The 18,180-nt window shown below is 34.3% G+C and carries 12 protein-coding genes, 4 tRNA genes and 4 rRNA genes; 18 read left to right on the top strand and 2 right to left on the bottom strand.

Translation table 11 applies throughout. The annotated features are described in order from the left end of the window. Nucleotides 1–13: 13 nt before the first annotated feature. The 9 genes from rrf (CKV72_RS11390) to fusA all read left to right on the top strand — a co-directional run bounded on the left by rrf (CKV72_RS11390) (nt 14) and on the right by fusA (nt 7,711). Nucleotides 14–130 (top strand): 5S ribosomal RNA (rrf, locus tag CKV72_RS11390). Between the two features lie 6 nt (nt 131–136). Continuing rightward, a tRNA-Ile gene (locus CKV72_RS11385) sits at nt 137–213 on the top strand. Nucleotides 214–219: 6 nt separating this feature from the next. Beyond that, nucleotides 220–295 (top strand) — tRNA-Ala (locus CKV72_RS11380). Nucleotides 296–449: 154 nt separating this feature from the next. After that, nucleotides 450–1,962: ribosomal RNA gene (locus tag CKV72_RS11375) — 16S ribosomal RNA — on the top strand. 66 nt (nt 1,963–2,028) lie between these two features. Then, nucleotides 2,029–2,105: transfer RNA gene (locus CKV72_RS11370), tRNA-Ile, on the top strand. Between the two features lie 206 nt (nt 2,106–2,311). Further along, nucleotides 2,312–5,208: ribosomal RNA gene (locus tag CKV72_RS11365) — 23S ribosomal RNA — on the top strand. Between the two features lie 31 nt (nt 5,209–5,239). Beyond that, nucleotides 5,240–5,356 (top strand): 5S ribosomal RNA (gene rrf / locus CKV72_RS11360). The 16S, 23S and 5S rRNA genes sit together here with 4 tRNA genes alongside, the layout of an rRNA operon. A 10-nt stretch (nt 5,357–5,366) precedes the next feature. Beyond that, nucleotides 5,367–5,441 (top strand) — tRNA-Asn (locus CKV72_RS11355). Nucleotides 5,442–5,626: 185 nt separating this feature from the next. Further along, nucleotides 5,627–7,711, top strand: a complete 2,085-nt coding sequence (gene fusA, locus CKV72_RS11350; RefSeq protein ID WP_089866492.1) for an elongation factor G — start codon at nt 5,627–5,629, stop codon at nt 7,709–7,711. 55 nt (nt 7,712–7,766) lie between these two features. Here the strand turns inward: fusA and rbr are convergent, their stop codons facing one another. Beyond that, a complete protein-coding gene (gene rbr / locus CKV72_RS11345; RefSeq protein ID WP_089866489.1) occupies nt 7,767–8,354 on the bottom strand; it encodes a rubrerythrin in 588 nt (195 codons plus the stop codon). 181 nt (nt 8,355–8,535) lie between these two features. On the opposite strand from rbr, the gene CKV72_RS11340 reads away from it, so the two are divergent. The 9 genes from CKV72_RS11340 to disA all read left to right on the top strand — a co-directional run bounded on the left by CKV72_RS11340 (nt 8,536) and on the right by disA (nt 17,627). Further along, nucleotides 8,536–8,760 (top strand): hypothetical protein, encoded by a 225-nt coding sequence (locus tag CKV72_RS11340; RefSeq protein WP_095178303.1) that lies wholly within the window; start codon nt 8,536–8,538, stop codon nt 8,758–8,760. A gap of 59 nt (nt 8,761–8,819) precedes the next feature. Then, nucleotides 8,820–9,440: a histidine phosphatase family protein gene (locus CKV72_RS11335; protein ID WP_238021546.1), complete on the top strand. Its 621-nt coding sequence runs from the start codon at nt 8,820–8,822 to the stop codon at nt 9,438–9,440. 178 nt (nt 9,441–9,618) lie between these two features. Next, nucleotides 9,619–10,077, top strand: coding sequence for a CtsR family transcriptional regulator (locus tag CKV72_RS11330; protein WP_089866482.1), 459 nt, complete (start codon nt 9,619–9,621; stop codon nt 10,075–10,077). Nucleotides 10,078–10,133: 56 nt separating this feature from the next. Continuing rightward, nucleotides 10,134–10,652 (top strand): UvrB/UvrC motif-containing protein, encoded by a 519-nt coding sequence (locus tag CKV72_RS11325; RefSeq protein ID WP_089866479.1) that lies wholly within the window; start codon nt 10,134–10,136, stop codon nt 10,650–10,652. Between the two features lie 18 nt (nt 10,653–10,670). Continuing rightward, on the top strand, nt 10,671–11,693 hold the full coding sequence (locus CKV72_RS11320) for a protein arginine kinase (RefSeq protein WP_089866476.1): 1,023 nt from the start codon (nt 10,671–10,673) through the stop codon (nt 11,691–11,693). Nucleotides 11,694–11,721: 28 nt separating this feature from the next. Continuing rightward, a complete protein-coding gene (locus CKV72_RS11315; RefSeq protein WP_095178302.1) occupies nt 11,722–14,154 on the top strand; it encodes an ATP-dependent Clp protease ATP-binding subunit in 2,433 nt (810 codons plus the stop codon). A 157-nt stretch (nt 14,155–14,311) separates the two neighbouring features. Next, nucleotides 14,312–15,037, top strand: coding sequence for a glucosamine-6-phosphate deaminase (gene nagB / locus CKV72_RS11310; protein ID WP_089866470.1), 726 nt, complete (start codon nt 14,312–14,314; stop codon nt 15,035–15,037). Nucleotides 15,038–15,170: 133 nt separating this feature from the next. Further along, complete coding sequence (radA, locus tag CKV72_RS11305; RefSeq protein ID WP_089866468.1) at nt 15,171–16,538, top strand: DNA repair protein RadA; 1,368 nt, start codon at nt 15,171–15,173, stop codon at nt 16,536–16,538. 15 nt (nt 16,539–16,553) lie between these two features. Next, nucleotides 16,554–17,627, top strand: a complete 1,074-nt coding sequence (gene disA / locus CKV72_RS11300; protein WP_089866465.1) for a DNA integrity scanning diadenylate cyclase DisA — start codon at nt 16,554–16,556, stop codon at nt 17,625–17,627. A 40-nt stretch (nt 17,628–17,667) separates the two neighbouring features. Here disA and CKV72_RS11295 read toward each other — a convergent pair whose 3' ends face one another. After that, complete coding sequence (locus tag CKV72_RS11295) at nt 17,668–18,066, bottom strand: nucleoside triphosphate pyrophosphohydrolase family protein (RefSeq protein WP_089866462.1); 399 nt, start codon at nt 18,064–18,066, stop codon at nt 17,668–17,670. Between the last annotated feature and the right edge of the window lie 114 nt (nt 18,067–18,180).

Here is an 18,180-nt window from a genome sequence, read left to right as displayed (position 1 = left end):
TTTTGTTGATAAATCTGGTGATTATAGCTAGAAGGTAACACCCGTTTCCATGCCGAACACGATGGTTAAGCTTCTAAGCGCCAATGGTACTGCAAGGGTGACCTTGTGGGAGAGTAGGACATTGCCAGGTAAATGTGGATCTTTAGCTCAGCTGGTTAGAGCAACCGGCTCATAACCGGTAGGTCCGGGGTTCGAGTCCCTGAAGGTCCACCATATTTTGGGGGTATAGCTCAGCTGGGAGAGCACCTGCCTTGCAAGCAGGGGGTCAGGAGTTCGAATCTCCTTATCTCCACCAAAATAATTACATCTGCTAAGACAGATGTTTTATTATCCTTATAATTGATCTTTGAAAATTAAACAGAGAAATAAGCCAGTCGATTCTTATTGAGAATCAAAAAATAGTAATGAGCAAATTTTATCAATTATACAGTTGATAAAGATTAAACTTTTAAATTGAGAGTTTGATCCTGGCTCAGGACGAACGCTGGCGGCGTGCTTAACACATGCAAGTCGAGCGATGAAGCTTCCTTCGGGAAGTGGATTAGCGGCGGACGGGTGAGTAACACGTGGGCAACCTGCCTCAAAGAGGGGAATAGCCCTCCGAAAGGAGGATTAATACCGCATAAAGTTAGAGTTTCGCATGAAACTTTAACCAAAGGAGTAATCTGCTTTGAGATGGGCCCGCGTCCCATTAGCTAGTTGGTAAGGTAATGGCTTACCAAGGCAACGATGGGTAGCCGACCTGAGAGGGTGATCGGCCACATTGGAACTGAGACACGGTCCAGACTCCTACGGGAGGCAGCAGTGGGGAATATTGCGCAATGGGGGAAACCCTGACGCAGCAACGCCGCGTGGGTGATGAAGGTTTTCGGATCGTAAAACCCTGTTTTCTGGGACGATAATGACGGTACCAGATGAGGAAGCCACGGCTAACTACGTGCCAGCAGCCGCGGTAATACGTAGGTGGCAAGCGTTGTCCGGATTTACTGGGCGTAAAGGGTGCGTAGGCGGATGCTTAAGTGAGATGTGAAATACCTAGGCTTAACTTAGGGGCTGCATTTCAAACTGGGCATCTAGAGTACAGGAGAGGGAAACGGAATTCCTAGTGTAGCGGTGAAATGCGTAGAGATTAGGAAGAACACCAGTGGCGAAGGCGGTTTCCTGGACTGTAACTGACGCTGAGGCACGAAAGCGTGGGTAGCAAACAGGATTAGATACCCTGGTAGTCCACGCCGTAAACGATGAATACTAGGTGTAGGAGGGTCCAACCTTCTGTGCCGCAGTTAACACATTAAGTATTCCGCCTGGGGAGTACGGTCGCAAGACTAAAACTCAAAGGAATTGACGGGGGCCCGCACAAGCAGCGGAGCATGTGGTTTAATTCGAAGCAACGCGAAGAACCTTACCTGGACTTGACATCCCCTGAATTACTCGTAACTGAGGAAATCTCTTCGGAGACAGGGAGACAGGTGGTGCATGGTTGTCGTCAGCTCGTGTCGTGAGATGTTGGGTTAAGTCCCGCAACGAGCGCAACCCTTATTATTAGTTGCTACCATTAAGTTGAGCACTCTAATGAGACTGCCCGGGTGAACCGGGAGGAAGGTGGGGATGACGTCAAATCATCATGCCCCTTATGTCCAGGGCTACACACGTGCTACAATGGTGGGTACAGAGAGAAGCGATACCGCGAGGTGGAGCAAATCTCAAAAACCCATCCCAGTTCGGATTGCAGGCTGAAACTCGCCTGCATGAAGCCGGAGTTGCTAGTAATCGCAAATCAGAATGTTGCGGTGAATACGTTCCCGGGCCTTGTACACACCGCCCGTCACACCATGAGAGTTGGCAACACCCGAAGTCCGTGAGGTAACCGTAAGGAGCCAGCGGCCGAAGGTGGGGTTAATGATTGGGGTGAAGTCGTAACAAGGTAGCCGTAGGAGAACCTGCGGCTGGATCACCTCCTTTCTAAGGAGTAAAATATTGGTTTATATTCTCTGTTTAATTTTGAGAGATTAATTTTTAATCTCATAAGGGCTTATAGCTCAGCTGGTTAGAGCGCACGCCTGATAAGCGTGAGGTCGATGGTTCGAGTCCATTTAAGCCCACCAATAGTTCTTTGAAAATTGCACAGAGTAAACTAAGGTAAATTAAACCTTTGAATTTTAATAACAGAAGTTATTGAAAAATACTAAAAGTTACTAGAAACAAGTAGTGCTAGGCATAAAGTGAGTGAGGAACGGAGTTTAGCGGAAGCTAAATGAGTACCAGAGCGAACTTTATAACGACGCAATACGAAGTTTATAGGAATTTTAAAGATCAAGCTACAAAGGGCATATGGTGAATGCCTTGGCACCAGTAGCCGATGAAGGACGTGATAAGCTGCGATAAGCTTCGGGTAGGCGCAAATAGCCTGTGATCCGGAGATTTCCGAATGGGGAAACCTGCATACCTAACGGTATGTACCATAAACTGAATACATAGGTTTATGGGGGTATACCCGGGGAACTGAAACATCTAAGTACCCGGAGGAAGAGAAAGAAAAATCGATTTTCTTAGTAGCGGCGAGCGAAAAGGAAAGAGCCCAAACCAGAAATTTATTTCTGGGGTTGTGGATAGACCATAACGAAGACAGACTTTAATCGAAGAGAGCTGGAACGCTCTACCACAGAAGGTAATAGTCCTGTAGGTAAAAAATTATGTCTTTTAGGTCTAATCCAGAGTACCACGAGACACGTGAAACCTTGTGGGAAGCAGGGAGGACCACCTCCCAAGGCTAAATACTAACTGGTGACCGATAGTGAAGCAGTACCGTGAGGGAAAGGTGAAAAGAACCCCGGAAGGGGAGTGAAATAGAACCTGAAACCGTATGCTTACAAACAGTGGGAGCACGTTAATGTGTGACCGCGTGCTTTTTGTAGAACGAGCCAGCGAGTTACGGTATGTAGCAAGGTTAAGCACTTAAGGTGCGTAGCCGAAGGGAAACCGAGTCTGAATAGGGCGACTAGTTGCATGCTGTAGACCCGAAACCGAGTGACCTATCCATGGGCAGGTTGAAGCGGAAGTAAAATTCCGTGGAGGACCGAACCACGTTGGTGTTGAAAAACCATGGGATGACCTGTGGATAGCGGAGAAATTCCAATCGAACTCGGAGATAGCTGGTTCTCCTCGAAATAGCTTTAGGGCTAGCGTCTGGTTATTGAGTAATGGAGGTAGAGCACTGAATGGGCTAGGGGCTGACAACAGTTACTGAACCCTATCAAACTCCGAATGCCATATACTTTTATCCAGGCAGTCAGGCTGCGAGTGATAAGATCCGTAGTCGAGAGGGAAACAACCCAGACCATCAGCTAAGGTCCCAAAGTGTAAGTTAAGTGGAAAAGGATGTGGGATTTCTAAGACAACTAGGATGTTGGCTTAGAAGCAGCCACTCATTTAAAGAGTGCGTAATAGCTCACTAGTCAAGAGATCCTGCGCCGAAGATGTCCGGGGCTCAAACTTACCACCGAAGCTATGGATTCAATAGAATGGTAGAGGAGCTTCCTGTATGGGTAGAAGTCGTATCGTAAGAAGCGGTGGACTGTACAGGAGTGAGTATGCTGGCATGAGTAGCGAGAAATAAGTGAGAATCTTATTGGTCGAAAACCTAAGGTTTCCTGAGGAAGGTTCGTCCGCTCAGGGTTAGTCGGGACCTAAGCCCAGGCCGAAAGGCGTAGGTGATGGACAATCGGTTGATATTCCGATACCGCCAACTTTCGTTTGACAGATGGGGTGACACAGAAGGATAAGGTATGCACACTATTGGATGTGTGTCTAAGCACTTAGGCGTGCTTGATTGGAAAATCCGTCAAGCTTAGCTGAGGTGTTACGGGGAGCCTATTTTGGCGAAGTACCTGATTCCACACTGTCAAGAAAAGCCTCTATGGAGAATGTTGGTGCCCGTACCGCAAACCGACACAGGTAGGTGAGGAGAGAATCCTAAGACCATCGGAAGAATTGCTGTTAAGGAACTAGGCAAATTGACCCCGTAACTTCGGGAGAAGGGGTGCCTGCTTCACGGCAGGCCGCAGTGAATAGGCCCAAGCAACTGTTTATCAAAAACACAGGTCTCTGCTAAAGCGAAAGCTGATGTATAGGGGCTGACGCCTGCCCGGTGCTGGAAGGTTAAAGGGATCTGTTAGCGTAAGCGAAGCGGTGAACTTAAGCCCCAGTGAACGGCGGCCGTAACTATAACGGTCCTAAGGTAGCGAAATTCCTTGTCGGGTAAGTTCCGACCCGCACGAATGGCGTAATGACTTGGGCACTGTCTCAACAGCAAATCCGGCGAAATTGTAGTGCAAGTGAAGATGCTTGCTACCCGCGATAGGACGGAAAGACCCCGTAGAGCTTTACTGTAGCTTAACATTGAATTTCGGTATTGTCTGTACAGGATAGGTGGGAGACTTGGAAGCAGGAGCGTCAGTTCCTGTGGAGTCACCCTTGGGATACCACCCTGATAGTACTGAAATTCTAACGGAAAGCCTTGAAACAGGTTGCCGGACATTGTTAGGTGGGCAGTTTGACTGGGGCGGTCGCCTCCTAAAAAGTAACGGAGGCGCCCAAAGGTTCCCTCAGCGCGGTCGGAAATCGCGCGTAGAGTGTAAAGGCATAAGGGAGCCTGACTGCGACACATACAGGTGGAGCAGGGACGAAAGTCGGGCTTAGTGATCCGGTGGTTCCTCGTGGGAGGGCCATCGCTCAACGGATAAAAGCTACCTCGGGGATAACAGGCTGATCTCCCCCAAGAGTCCACATCGACGGGGAGGTTTGGCACCTCGATGTCGGCTCGTCGCATCCTGGGGCTGGAGTAGGTCCCAAGGGTTGGGCTGTTCGCCCATTAAAGCGGCACGCGAGCTGGGTTCAGAACGTCGTGAGACAGTTCGGTCCCTATCCGTCGCGGGCGTAGGAAATTTGAAGGGAGCTGTCCTTAGTACGAGAGGACCGGGATGGACTGACCTCTGGTGCACCAGTTGTCACGCCAGTGGCACAGCTGGGTAGCTAAGTCAGGAAGGGATAAACGCTGAAAGCATCTAAGCGTGAAGCCCACCCTAAGATGAGATTTCCCATGACGTAAGTCAATAAGATCCCTTGAAGAACACAAGGTTGATAGGTCAGAGGTGTAAGTGCAGCAATGTATTTAGCTGACTGATACTAATAGATCGAAGGCTTGATCAAAAATATTACTCTGTGCAATTTTGAAAGAATATCTGGTGATTATAGCTAGAAGGTAACACCCGTTCCCATGCCGAACACGATGGTTAAGCTTCTAAGCGCCAATGGTACTGCAAGGGTGACCTTGTGGGAGAGTAGGACATTGCCAGGTTTAATAATGTTCCGTGGTAGCTCAACGGTGGAGCATTCGGCTGTTAACCGAAGGGTTGAAGGTTCGAATCCTTTCCACGGAGCCATTTTTATTTTTTGAGAATAAAATATTAATTAAATACATAAAAAAAGATTACAAATTTTGTAATCTTTTTTTTACTTAATTAAAGTCAAATAATTTTGAAAATTATGTTTTATTTAAGAGGAATTTTAAAATAAAAATAGAATATATTTAAAGAAGGGACAAAAGTATGGTTAGGGGGAATTGCATATGAAGGATTATAAAACAGAGAATATAAGGAATCTAGGAATTATAGGGCACAGTGGTGCGGGAAAGACTACTTTAGCAGATGCTATACTCTATCGTACTAAATCAGTAGATAGATTTGGAAAAGTTGACGAAGAAACGAGTATATTAGATTTTGATATAGAAGAAAAGAAAAGAAAGATTTCGATATCTACTTCCGTTGCACAATGTGAATGGAATAATATTAAAATTAATCTAATAGATATGCCAGGATATTTTGATTTTGTTGGAGAAATTGCAGAAGGATTAAGAGCTATAGATGTTGCTCTTATAGTTCTATCAGGAACATCTGGAGTTCAAGTAGGAACAGAAAATGCATGGGAATACGTTAGTAAATATAAGCTACCTAGAGCTTTTTATATAAATAAATTAGATAGAGACAATAGTAATTTTGAGAAAACTTTGACACAGTTAAAAGATGAATTTGGAATTTCTGTAGTTCCTATTCATTATCCTATTGGAGAGGAATCAGGGTTTCAAGGTGTTGTAAACGTTATTTCAAATACTGCTAGAATATATAATCCTAAAACGGATGATATAGAAGATGCTGAAATTCCAAAAGAACTTAAAGAAAAAGTAGCTGAATGCAAAAATATGGTTATAGAAGCGGTAGCAGAAACAAGTGAAGAACTACTTGAAAAATATTTTTCAGAAGGAACTTTAAGTGAAGATGAAATATATAAAGGACTAATAAATGGATGTGCTACTGCAGAAATTGCTCCCGTAATGTGTGGTTCGGCCATAACAGGTAAGGGAATAAAAACTTTAATAGATGGAATTATAGAATGCTTCCCTTCACCAAAAGATGTAAATCCTCAAATAGCTAAAGACATGAAAACAGAAGAAAATATAGAAATAAATATAGATAAAGAAAAGCCTTTTTCAGCTTTAGTATTTAAAACTATAGCAGATCCGTTTATAGGAAGATTGTCTATGTTTAAAGTTATAACTGGAAAAGCTGAAAGTGATATGAATGTTTATAATCCTAATAAAGATAAGCATGAAAAATTTGGGGCAATTTATTTCATGAAAGGAAAACAACAAATTAGTACAAAAGAAATAATAGCAGGAGATATAGGAGCGGTAAATAAACTTCAATATACAGTTACTGGAGATACATTATGTGATCCAGATTTAAATATTATGTATGAAGAAATAAATTTCCCAGAAGCATGTATCTCCATGGCTATATTACCTAAATCAAAGAATGATGAAGATAAAATTTCCTCTGGTCTTGCTAGATTATTAGAAGAAGATCCAGCATTTAAAGTATCAAGAGATATTGAAAATGCAGAAACTATAATATCTGGTATAGGAGAAACTCATCTAGAAGTTATAGCAAGCAAATTAAAAAACAAATTTGGTGTAGATGTGGAATTACAAGAACCTAAAATTCCTTATAGAGAAACAATTAGAAAGACATCTGATGCTCAAGGAAAACATAAAAAACAATCTGGTGGACATGGTCAATATGGAGATGTTGTAATAAAATTTGAACCAAGATATGATGGAGATGAATTAGAATTTATTGACAAGATAGTAGGTGGTGTTGTTCCAAGACAATATATACCAGCTGTTGAAAAAGGACTTTTAGAATGTATAAAAGAAGGAGTTTTAGCAGGATATCCTGTTATAAGATTAAAAGCTACTTTGCATGATGGATCATATCATACAGTAGATTCATCAGAAATGGCTTTTAAAATTGCAGCATCTTTAGCATATAAAAAAGGTATGATAGAAGCTGAGCCTATATTGTTAGAACCTATAGTAAAAGCATCAATAATGGTTACAGATGAATATATGGGAGATGTTATTGGAGATATTAATAAGAAAAGAGGAAGAGTTATAGGCATGGAGCAATCTGGTAAGTATCAGAGAATTATAGCAGAAGTTCCCCAATCTGAAATGATTAAATACGCTACAGATTTAAGATCATTAACACAAGGAAGAGGAAGCTTTACTATGGAATTTGATAGATATGAAGAGGTACCAGAATTTGAAGCACAAAAAATTATAGAAAAGAGAAAAGAAGAAAAAGAAATGGTATAAATATTTATAAGTAAAAAGATACTCAGAAATTTCTGAGTATCTTTTATATTTATAATTAAAAATTATCAGCTAATAATTCAAAGTAAGCCATTGGGTGAGCGCAGGCTGGACAAATTTCAGGAGCAGCTTGTCCTTCGTAAATATATCCACAATTTAAGCATTTCCATAAAGTAGAATCATCTTTTTTAAATACTTTATCATTATTTATATTTTCTAATAATTTTCTATATCTTTTTTCATGATGAAGTTCAACTTCAGCAATTTTTCTAAATACTGTTGCTATAGCTGGAAAACCTTCTTCATCAGCAACTTTTGCGAACTCAGGATATAGTTCACTCCATTCTTCTTTTTCCCCATCAGCTGCATATTTTAAATTCTCTTTAGTGTCACCTAGTCCTACAGGATAGCTTACGTTAGTAATTTCTATAGCTTCTCCTTTTAAATCTTCATTTAAAAATTTAAAAAACCTTTTAGCATGTTCCTTTTCATTGTCAGCAGTTTCTTGGAATATATTAGATATTTGAACATAACCATCTTTTTTAGCTCTAGAAGCGTAATAAGTATATCTGTTTCTAGCTTGAGATTCACCAGCAAAGGCTTTTAGTAAATTTTCAGCAGTTTTTGTCCCTTTTAAAGATTTCATTATACAATAACCTCCTCTAAATAATTGTACTTTTAAATTAATATATATAAATTATAACATTATTCTGTATATTATCAAATTATGTTATGAAAAAATTAACTAACAAGGTATATTTATATATGAATAATTTGTTCCTAAATACAAAAAATAATAAAATAAAAAGTATAAAGGGAGAGTTAATATGTCAGATTATAGATTAGATATAAATGAAAGTATAAATTTGTCGGACTATAGTTTAATAAATGATTATTTAGAAATACCAAGAAAAAATGATAAAGTTTCTATTAAATTAAATTATAGAGTAAAGGATGAAGTAAACATAATATGTAAAATTCTTAATAATAAGGGATTTAATATAATAGATAAAGATGGAAATGGATATATATATGCTAATAAGAGAAATTAGATTACATGGCATTTTATGTTATAATAAAAAATATAACTTAAACTTATTGGAGGATGGAAATGGGTACAATATTATATATAACTAGACATGGACAAACAATATGGAATACACAAAGGAAAATGCAAGGATGGAAGGATTCGCCTTTGACACAGTTAGGATTAAAACAAGCAAAAAGATTAGGAAAGCGATTAGAAGATGACAATATAGACATAATTTATTCTAGCCCCTTAGGAAGAGCTCTTAAAACAGCTAAAATAATTAGAGGACAAAGAGATATATCTATTTTATGTGATGAGAGACTAAAAGAGATAAAATTGGGAAAGTGGGAAGGTATAGAACATTATGTTATAGATAGCGATTATAAAGAAGAAATATATAATTTTTGGAATAATCCTAAATTATATAAATCTGTAGAAGGAGAAACTTTTTTACAACTTAGAAATAGAGTGAAGGATTTTTTAGATGAAATTATAAAAAAACATAAAAATAAAACTATTCTTATAGTAACTCATGCTATAACATTGAAAGCTATTATGAATTATATAGAAGATTTAACTATAGATAATTTTTGGGGAGAACCACATATAAACCCTACAAGTTTGACAAAAGTAGAAATAGAAGAATCAAATGTAAAAATACTATTAAATGCGGATATATCACATTTGGATGGAATAGAATAATGAACAATTATTGTTCATTATTCATTGTTGATTAGATAAATACAGAGCTATTACGAGATAATATTAAATAAATCAATATAATGATTAAATATGTTTTAAACTACCTATTGAATAATATACTAAAAAATATTATGATTATATTAAGGTCAAAGATAGACAAAGTCAGGAAGGTGTGCTTATGGCAAGGTTAAGTGATATAATAGAAGATTTTATAAAAGAAATGTTAATGAGCAATGAAGAAAAAGAATTACAAATTCAAAGAAATGAGTTAGCACAACAATTTAGATGTGCTCCTGCACAGATTAATTATGTTTTAAACACAAGATTTACAGCAGATAAAGGATATTATATAGAAAGTAGACGTGGCGGTGGAGGATATATAATAATTAGACATATTGGATTTGATGAGAACGAATCCTTATTTAACATGTTAAATAAGGAAATAAGCAACAGTATAACTTTCCATAATGCATGTAGCTTAGTAGAAAGTCTTTTAGAAGCAGATGTAATTGATGAGAAGGTTGCTAAGCTTATAAAAGTTGCTATAAATGATAGAACTTTAGATATTATACCTGAAGGAAAAAATGAAATAAGAGCAAACATATTAAAAAATATGTTATTTGTTTTATTATCATAAATAATTACATATATGGTATAATTATTTATATAGATGATATCTCAGGAGGGATACTTATGCTATGTGAAAGATGTAAAAAAAATAATGCAAATGTTCATATAACTAAAGTAATTAATGGTGAAAAACAAGAATTAAATGTATGTAATAAATGTGCAAGTGAAATGGGAGATATATATTCTAGTATAGGAGAAAGTGAATTTGTTTCTCCTTATACATTTCAAAATTTACTAAGTGGATTAATGGATTATATGAATGGAATATCAGAAAAGACAAGTGTAGATACAGAAACTTGTAAAAAGTGTGGTAATAGCTATTTACAGTTTAAGGAAAAAGGATTAGCTGGATGTAATGAATGCTACAAAAGCTTAATTAACACTTTTCAACCAGTAATAAAGAGAGTGCAGGGAAATGTAATTCATACTGGTAAAATTCCCAAAAGGGCTGGAAAACATATTATTAAAAGAAATAAGATTCAAGATTTGAAAGAAAAACTTAAAAAGGTTGTAGAAAAAGAAGAATATGAGAAAGCAGCAGAATTAAGAGATATGATAAAAGAATTAGAAAAAGATAATTGATAATTAGGAGGAGAATATATGAATAACTGGATTCATACATCAGTGGATAATTCTGATATTGTGTTAAGCAGTAGGATTAGACTTGCAAGGAATTTAAGTGATTTTCTTTATCCTCATAAAATATCTATTGAAGAAGGAAGAAAAATAGTAGAAACTATAGAACATGTTTTACAGAGTGAAGAATCAAATTGTAAAGTATATAGATTATGGGAAATGGACCCTTTAGATAGAATTACTTATTTAGAGAGATATTTAATTAGCAGTAAGCTTATTGTGAATAATGAAAAAGGAGCTTTTATAACCAATAAAGATGAGACAGCTAGTTTAATGATAAATGAAGAGGATCACATAAGGTTACAATGTATTACAGCTGGACTTAATTTAGAAGAAGGATATAAATATGCGGAATTTGTAGATGATTTGATAGAAAGTAAATTAGATTATGATTTTGATGAAAAATTAGGATACATGACAGCTTGCCCAACTAATATAGGTACAGGGTTAAGAGCATCAGTTATGATCCATTTACCGGTATTAACAATGAATGGAGAAATAAATAATATATTTAGCGGTCTTACTCAAATTGGTATGACTATAAGAGGCATATATGGGGAAGGATCTAAAGCAGTAGGGAACTTATTTCAAGTATCAAATCAAATCACATTAGGTTTAAGTGAAGAAGAAATAATAAATAACCTAAAGGCAGTTGTATATCAAATTATAAATCAAGAAAATTTAGCAAGAGAAAAAATGATGAAAATGTATAAATATAAAATTGAAGATAAGGTATATAGAGCATTGGGAATACTTAATTCGGCTGTTCTTCTTGATAGTGAAGAATGTTTGAAACTACTATCCTATGTAAGATTAGGAGTAGAAATGGATATAATTAAAGATGTAGATAAAAAATTACTAAATGAATTAATTGTATCTATACAACCGGCAATGCTTCAAAGTACATTTAATTCTAAACTTACCAAAGAAATGAGACAAATAAAAAGAGCTGAACTTGTTAAGAAAAAATTAAAAAATAATAATTAAAGATAATTTATAAGGTGGTGAATTAATAGTGATATTTGGAAGATTTAATGAAAGAGCTCAAAAGGTATTAGTTTTTGCACAAGAATTTGCTAGAAGTTATAGACATGGTTACGTAGGAACAGAACATATATTACTAGGTATATTAAAAGAAGATGGTATATCTAAAGATATATTGAATGATATGGGGGTAGAATTAGAAGACGTAGAAAACTTAATTGAAGAATATGAAGGAAAAGGTGAATTAGATTTATATAGTAATGAGATACCATTGACACCAAGAACAAAAAGATTGTTAGAAATAAGTTTACTAGAGGCCAGAAATTTAAATCATAATTTTATAACACCAGAGCATATTTTACTTGCTTTGATAAAGGAATCAGAAGGAATTGCCTTTACTATATTAAGTAATTTAGGAGTTGATTTTAATAGATTAAGAAAAGAGTTATTAGAGAATGTAGCAGGAGAACAAAATATTAATAGATCTAGTGATATGAATAAAAAGGATCAAGGTACTCCAACATTAAATGAGTTTGGAAGAGATTTAACGGAAATGGCAATGGAGGGCAAATTAGATCCTGTAATAGGTAGAGATAAAGAAACCCAAAGAGTATTACAAATATTGTGTAGACGAACAAAGAATAACCCTTGTTTAATTGGGGACCCGGGAGTAGGAAAAACAGCTATCGCAGAAGGATTAGCACAGAAAATAGTTGAAGGAAATATACCAGAAATTTTAAAAGATAAAAGAGTTGTAACTTTAGATTTATCTTCAATGATTGCAGGTGCGAAATATAGGGGTGAATTTGAAGATAGATTAAAAAAGGTTATGGAAGAGATTAGGAAATCTGGGAACGTTATTTTATTTATAGATGAAATTCATACAATTATAGGTGCCGGGGCTGCGGAAGGAGCCATAGATGCATCAAATATATTAAAACCTGCTTTAGCCAGAGGTGAAATACAATGTATAGGGGCTACTACTATAGATGAATATAGAAAACATATTGAGAAAGATGCGGCTCTAGAAAGAAGATTTCAACCTATTATGGTAGGAGAACCGACAAAAGAAGAAGCAATACTTATATTAAAAGGACTTAGAGATAAATATGAGGCACATCATAGAGCAAAGATAACAGATGAAGCTATTGAAGCAGCAGTAAATTTATCAGATAGATATATAACAGAAAGATATTTACCAGATAAGGCCATTGATTTGATGGATGAGGCAGCTTCTAAAGTAAGAATTGAGAATATGATAGCACCTCCAGATATGAAAGAATTAGAAGAAAATTTACAAAAGGTAACTAAAGAGAAAGAAGACGCTATAAGAGTACAGGATTTTGAAAAAGCTGCACAATTAAGAGATCATGAAAAAGATTTAAAAGATAAATTAGAAAACTTAAAATCAGATTGGAAAACTAAAAAGCAAGTATCTACATTAACTGTAGATGAGGCAGAAATAGCAGCTGTGGTTTCTAAGTGGACTAATATACCTGTTAGAAAACTTACTGAAAAGGAATCAGAAAGACTTTTAAAATTAGAAGAAATTTTACACAATAGAGTAATAGGACAAAATGAAGCAGTAAAGTCTATCTCTAGAGCTGTTAGAAGAGCAAGAGTTGGATTAAAAGATCCTAATAGGCCTATAGGTTCATTTATATTTTTAGGACCAACAGGAGTTGGAAAGACAGAACTATCTAAAGCTTTGGCAGAAGCTATGTTTGGTGATGAAAATAGCATGATAAGAATAGATATGTCAGAGTACATGGAAAAACATGCTGTTTCAAGATTAGTAGGGTCACCTCCAGGATATGTTGGATATGATGAAGGTGGTCAATTAACAGAGAAAGTGAGAAGAAATCCTTATTCAGTAGTATTATTTGATGAAATAGAAAAAGCTCATCCAGATGTATTTAATATATTATTACAGATATTAGAAGATGGAAGGCTTACAGATGGAAAGGGCAAAACTGTAAATTTTAAGAATACAATAATTATAATGACGTCAAATGTAGGGGCATCAACTATCAGAAAACAAAAGACATTAGGATTTGCTATAAATGATGATAAAAGTGAAAGTGAATATGAGCAAATGAAAGAAAATGTAATGGAAGAGCTAAAACGATCTTTTAGACCAGAGTTTTTAAACAGAATAGATGATATTATTGTATTCCATAAATTAAAAGAAGAAGATTTAGAGAAAATAGTCTCCTTAATGTTAGATTCTGTTACTGAAAGATTAAAGAGTCAAAATATAGATATATCTTTCGATAAAAAATCACAAAAGTTTTTGGCTAAAGAAGGATTTGATACAGTTTATGGAGCTAGACCTTTAAGAAGAACTATTACTAAAACTGTAGAAGACAAATTAGCAGAAGAAATATTAAAAGGAAGTATTGAAAAAGGGGATAAAGTTTTAGTGTCAGTAGATAAAGAACAATTAATATTTAATAGAATATAATTTCAATTGTAAATAAAAAGCTATCTCAATATTTACTATAGAGATAGCTTTTTATTTCTATGCTTAGTAGACATGTGTAAATTGATATATTATAATTTTCAATAAGAACCTATGAATTATTATATACTTAACTTTAAAGAGAAGAGAGGTAGTATTTATGAAAGTTTTAATAAAGGATAATTATAATGAATTAAGTAAAGCCGCTGCACTAGATATATTAGAATTGGTAAAAGAAAAACCTAATTGTGTACTGGGATTAGCAACAGGAAGCACGCCTGTTGGGACATATGAAAAACTTATAGAGTTTTATAAAGAAGGAAAAATTGATTTTTCTAAAGTAACGTCTTTTAACTTAGATGAGTATAGAGGTCTTCCTGAAGATCATCCACAAAGCTATAAGTTTTTTATGAATGATGTTTTTTTTAATCATATTAATATTAAAAAGGAAAATACATTTTTGTTAAATGGTATGGCAACTAATATAGAAAAAGAGTGTATGGAATATGATAAAAAGATAGATAATAAAGGTGGTATAGATTTACAAATATTAGGCATAGGAGGAAACGGACACATAGCATTTAATGAACCTTCAGAAGAGCTTATTTTGTTTACTCATTTAACAAAATTGAAAAGTAAGACTATAAAAGATAATTCAAGGTTTTTTAATTCACAAGAAGAAGTTCCTACAGAGGCTCTAACTATGGGAATTGGTTCAATTATGAAGGCAAAAAAAATAATACTTTTAATTAGTGGGGAATGCAAAGCAGAGATAGCAAAAAAATTAATTAAAGGACAATTAACTACTAAGTTACCAGCTTCATTATTACATTTACATCCTAATTGTACTGTTATTTTAGATAAAGAAGCAGCTAAATTTATATAAATGAAATTATTTTTTATATAGTACAAATAAGGAAGTTTTTAACATTAAAAACTTCCTTATTTGTACTAACAGAATTAAAGAAATTAATGTATAATTATACTTTATACATATATTTATTATAGGAGCGGATTGTATGGCTAAAGTAAAAAGTTGTTTTGTATGTCAAGAATGTGGATATGAATCCCCCAAGTGGTTAGGTAAGTGTCCAGATTGTAATACTTGGAATAGTATGGTTGAGGAGATAAAAAGTAGTAAACAAGCAGATAAAAAGTTTAGTTATAACTTGAATAGTAATGCTTCGGAAAGCATAGTAGATATAAAGTCAATTACATATGAAAGAATCAGTACGGGAATTAATGAGTTAAATAGAGTACTAGGAGGAGGAATAGTTAGAGGTTCCTTAACTCTTATATCAGGTGATCCGGGTATAGGAAAATCGACTTTATTATTACAAGCTGCCAATAATATAGCTAAAAATTATGGCAAGATATTATACATATCAGGAGAGGAATCTCAAGAGCAAATAAGACTAAGAGGAGAAAGATTACAGGCTTTATGTAAAGAAGTATATATATTGTCTGAAACAGATATTAATGTTATATTAGGCAATATTGATAAATTAAAACCTAAATTTATAATATTAGATTCAATTCAAACTTTATACAATCCAGAAATATCTTCAGCACCAGGAAGTGTTTCACAAGTTAGAGAATGTGCAAATACAATTATGAGGTTAGCTAAAACTAATAACATACCGTTTTTTATAGTAGCTCATGTCACGAAACAAGGGGCATTAGCAGGCCCTAAAGTTTTAGAACATATGGTAGATACAGTTCTATCTTTCGAAGGAGAAAGAACAGAAGAATTTAGAATACTTAGAACAATTAAGAATAGATTTGGGAACACTAGTGAAATTGGTGTGTTTGAAATGAGGGAAAATGGACTTAGTGAAATAACTAATCCATCAGAAGTTTTTTTGGAAGATATAAGTCTTAATAAAGAAGGTTCAACTATAATAGGAATAATGGAAGGAAGTAGACCTATATTAGTAGAGGTTCAAGCATTAGTAACAAAAACAAATGCACCTATGCCAAGAAGAACAGTAGTAGGAGTAGAAACATCTAGGATAAATTTAATTTTGGCAGTATTAGAAAAGAAATTAAAAATACCATTTTATCAATTCGATGTGTATATAAATGTTGTTGGTGGGCTCAATATAGAAGGAACTTTTGCAGATTTAGGTATAGCATTATCATTAATATCTAGTGTAAAGGGAATAGAGACTAAATTAGATAAGATGTTGGTTGTAGGCGAAATAGGATTAACTGGAGAAGTGAGACCAGTAATGTTTTGTGATAGAATAATAAATGAAGGCAAAAAGATGGGATTTAAAAATTTTATTATTCCTTCAAGAAATAAGGATAAAATCATACAGGATGATAGAAGCATAAATATTATAGGAACACAATATTTAAGGGAAACAATAAATAGAGTATTTTAGTATAGGGTGGTTAAAGTGAGGTTACAAAAAGATAATGAGTTAATGGATATATTGAGAATAATGGCTCCAGGAACACCTTTGAGAGATGGATTAGAAAATATATTAAGAGCAAAAACTGGAGGATTAATAGTAATTGGAGATAGTCAGGAAATATTAGATATAGTAGATGGTGGATTTAAAATTGATGCAGAATACAGCCCTTCTTATGTATATGAATTAGCAAAAATGGATGGAGCTATAATACTAAGTGGAGATGTAAAAAGAATAATAAGAGCTAATGCACAACTTATGCCAGATCCATCAGTACCAACTTTTGAAACAGGAACAAGACATAGAACTGCAGATAGAATAGCTAAGCAAACGGGAAATATAGTGATTGCAATATCACAAAGACGTAATATAATAACTATATATAAAAATAATATAAAATATGTTTTAAGAGATAGCAGTGTTATATTAGGAAAAGCAAATCAGGCATTACAGACTTTAGAAAAATATGTAGCTGTATTAGATGGAGTAGTCAATAATTTAAATGTATTAGAATTTAGAGATTTAGTAACATTATTTGATGTAATGACAGCTATACAAAGGACAGAAATGGTGATGAGAATTGTATGGGAAATGGAAAGATATATATGTGAGCTAGGAAATGAAGGAAGACTTATATCTATGCAGCTAAATGAACTTGTAAGGTATGTTGAAGAAGACGAGATATTATTAATAAGAGATTATTGTGAAACATATATGGATTATAATGAAGTTTATGATCAAATACAATCAATGTCATCAGAAGAGTTGATAAATCTTGATCAAATATCAAAAATATTAGGTTACACAGGAGTACCTCTAGTGGATACATTTATATCACCAAGGGGTTATAGAATGCTAAATAGAATACCGAGAATTCCTTCCAATGTAATAGACAATTTAGTTAAAAATTTTAAAGAATTAAAAGCTGTAATGGAAGCATCCTATGAACAACTAGACAAAGTTGAAGGTATAGGAGAGGCTAGAGCAAAAGCTATTAAAAATGGGTTAAGAAGATTAAAGGAACAGGTAAATATAGATAAGAATATAGTTACTAGATAGAGGAGTAAAATATTTTAATATTTTACTCCTCTATCTTTAATTATCTCAATCTATAAGTTCCCAATATATTTATTGCATTATATTCTTTTATAAAAATATCATATAAATTTAAATTTAAAGAATTGCAAAGAGAAGTTAAATAAAATAGGTTATTTCCTATTTCTCTATCTATAATTTCTTTACAATTAGGACATAATTCACCCTCTAAATGACTTTTAAACTCTGTGGTAAGATCATTTATACTATTAATTTCATAGGGAATTTCTTGCTTATGAGCATTAATTTTTATACAGCCACAAGATGTTACAGATTTTATTACTGCTCTATTTATTCTGCTTTCAGATTCTTGTAATTTGGAAATTATATCTAAAATACTTTTATGTCTTAATAAGGATTCATCAACAGCACTTTGAAAACTATCAAAAATTAAATCTTTCATTTGTTTCCACTCCTTAATTATAAAATAAATATATTCTTAATTGATAAATCTATAAATATTAAGTAAATCTAAAAAAAATGTTAAATATTTATGTTTATATGATAATAATAACTT

The organism is Clostridium cochlearium (genome assembly GCF_900187165.1).
Lineage (GTDB): Bacteria > Bacillota > Clostridia > Clostridiales > Clostridiaceae > Clostridium_G > Clostridium_G cochlearium.
The sequence above is the reverse complement of the archived record's forward strand: the minus strand, read 5'-3'. Positions and strand labels throughout refer to the sequence as shown.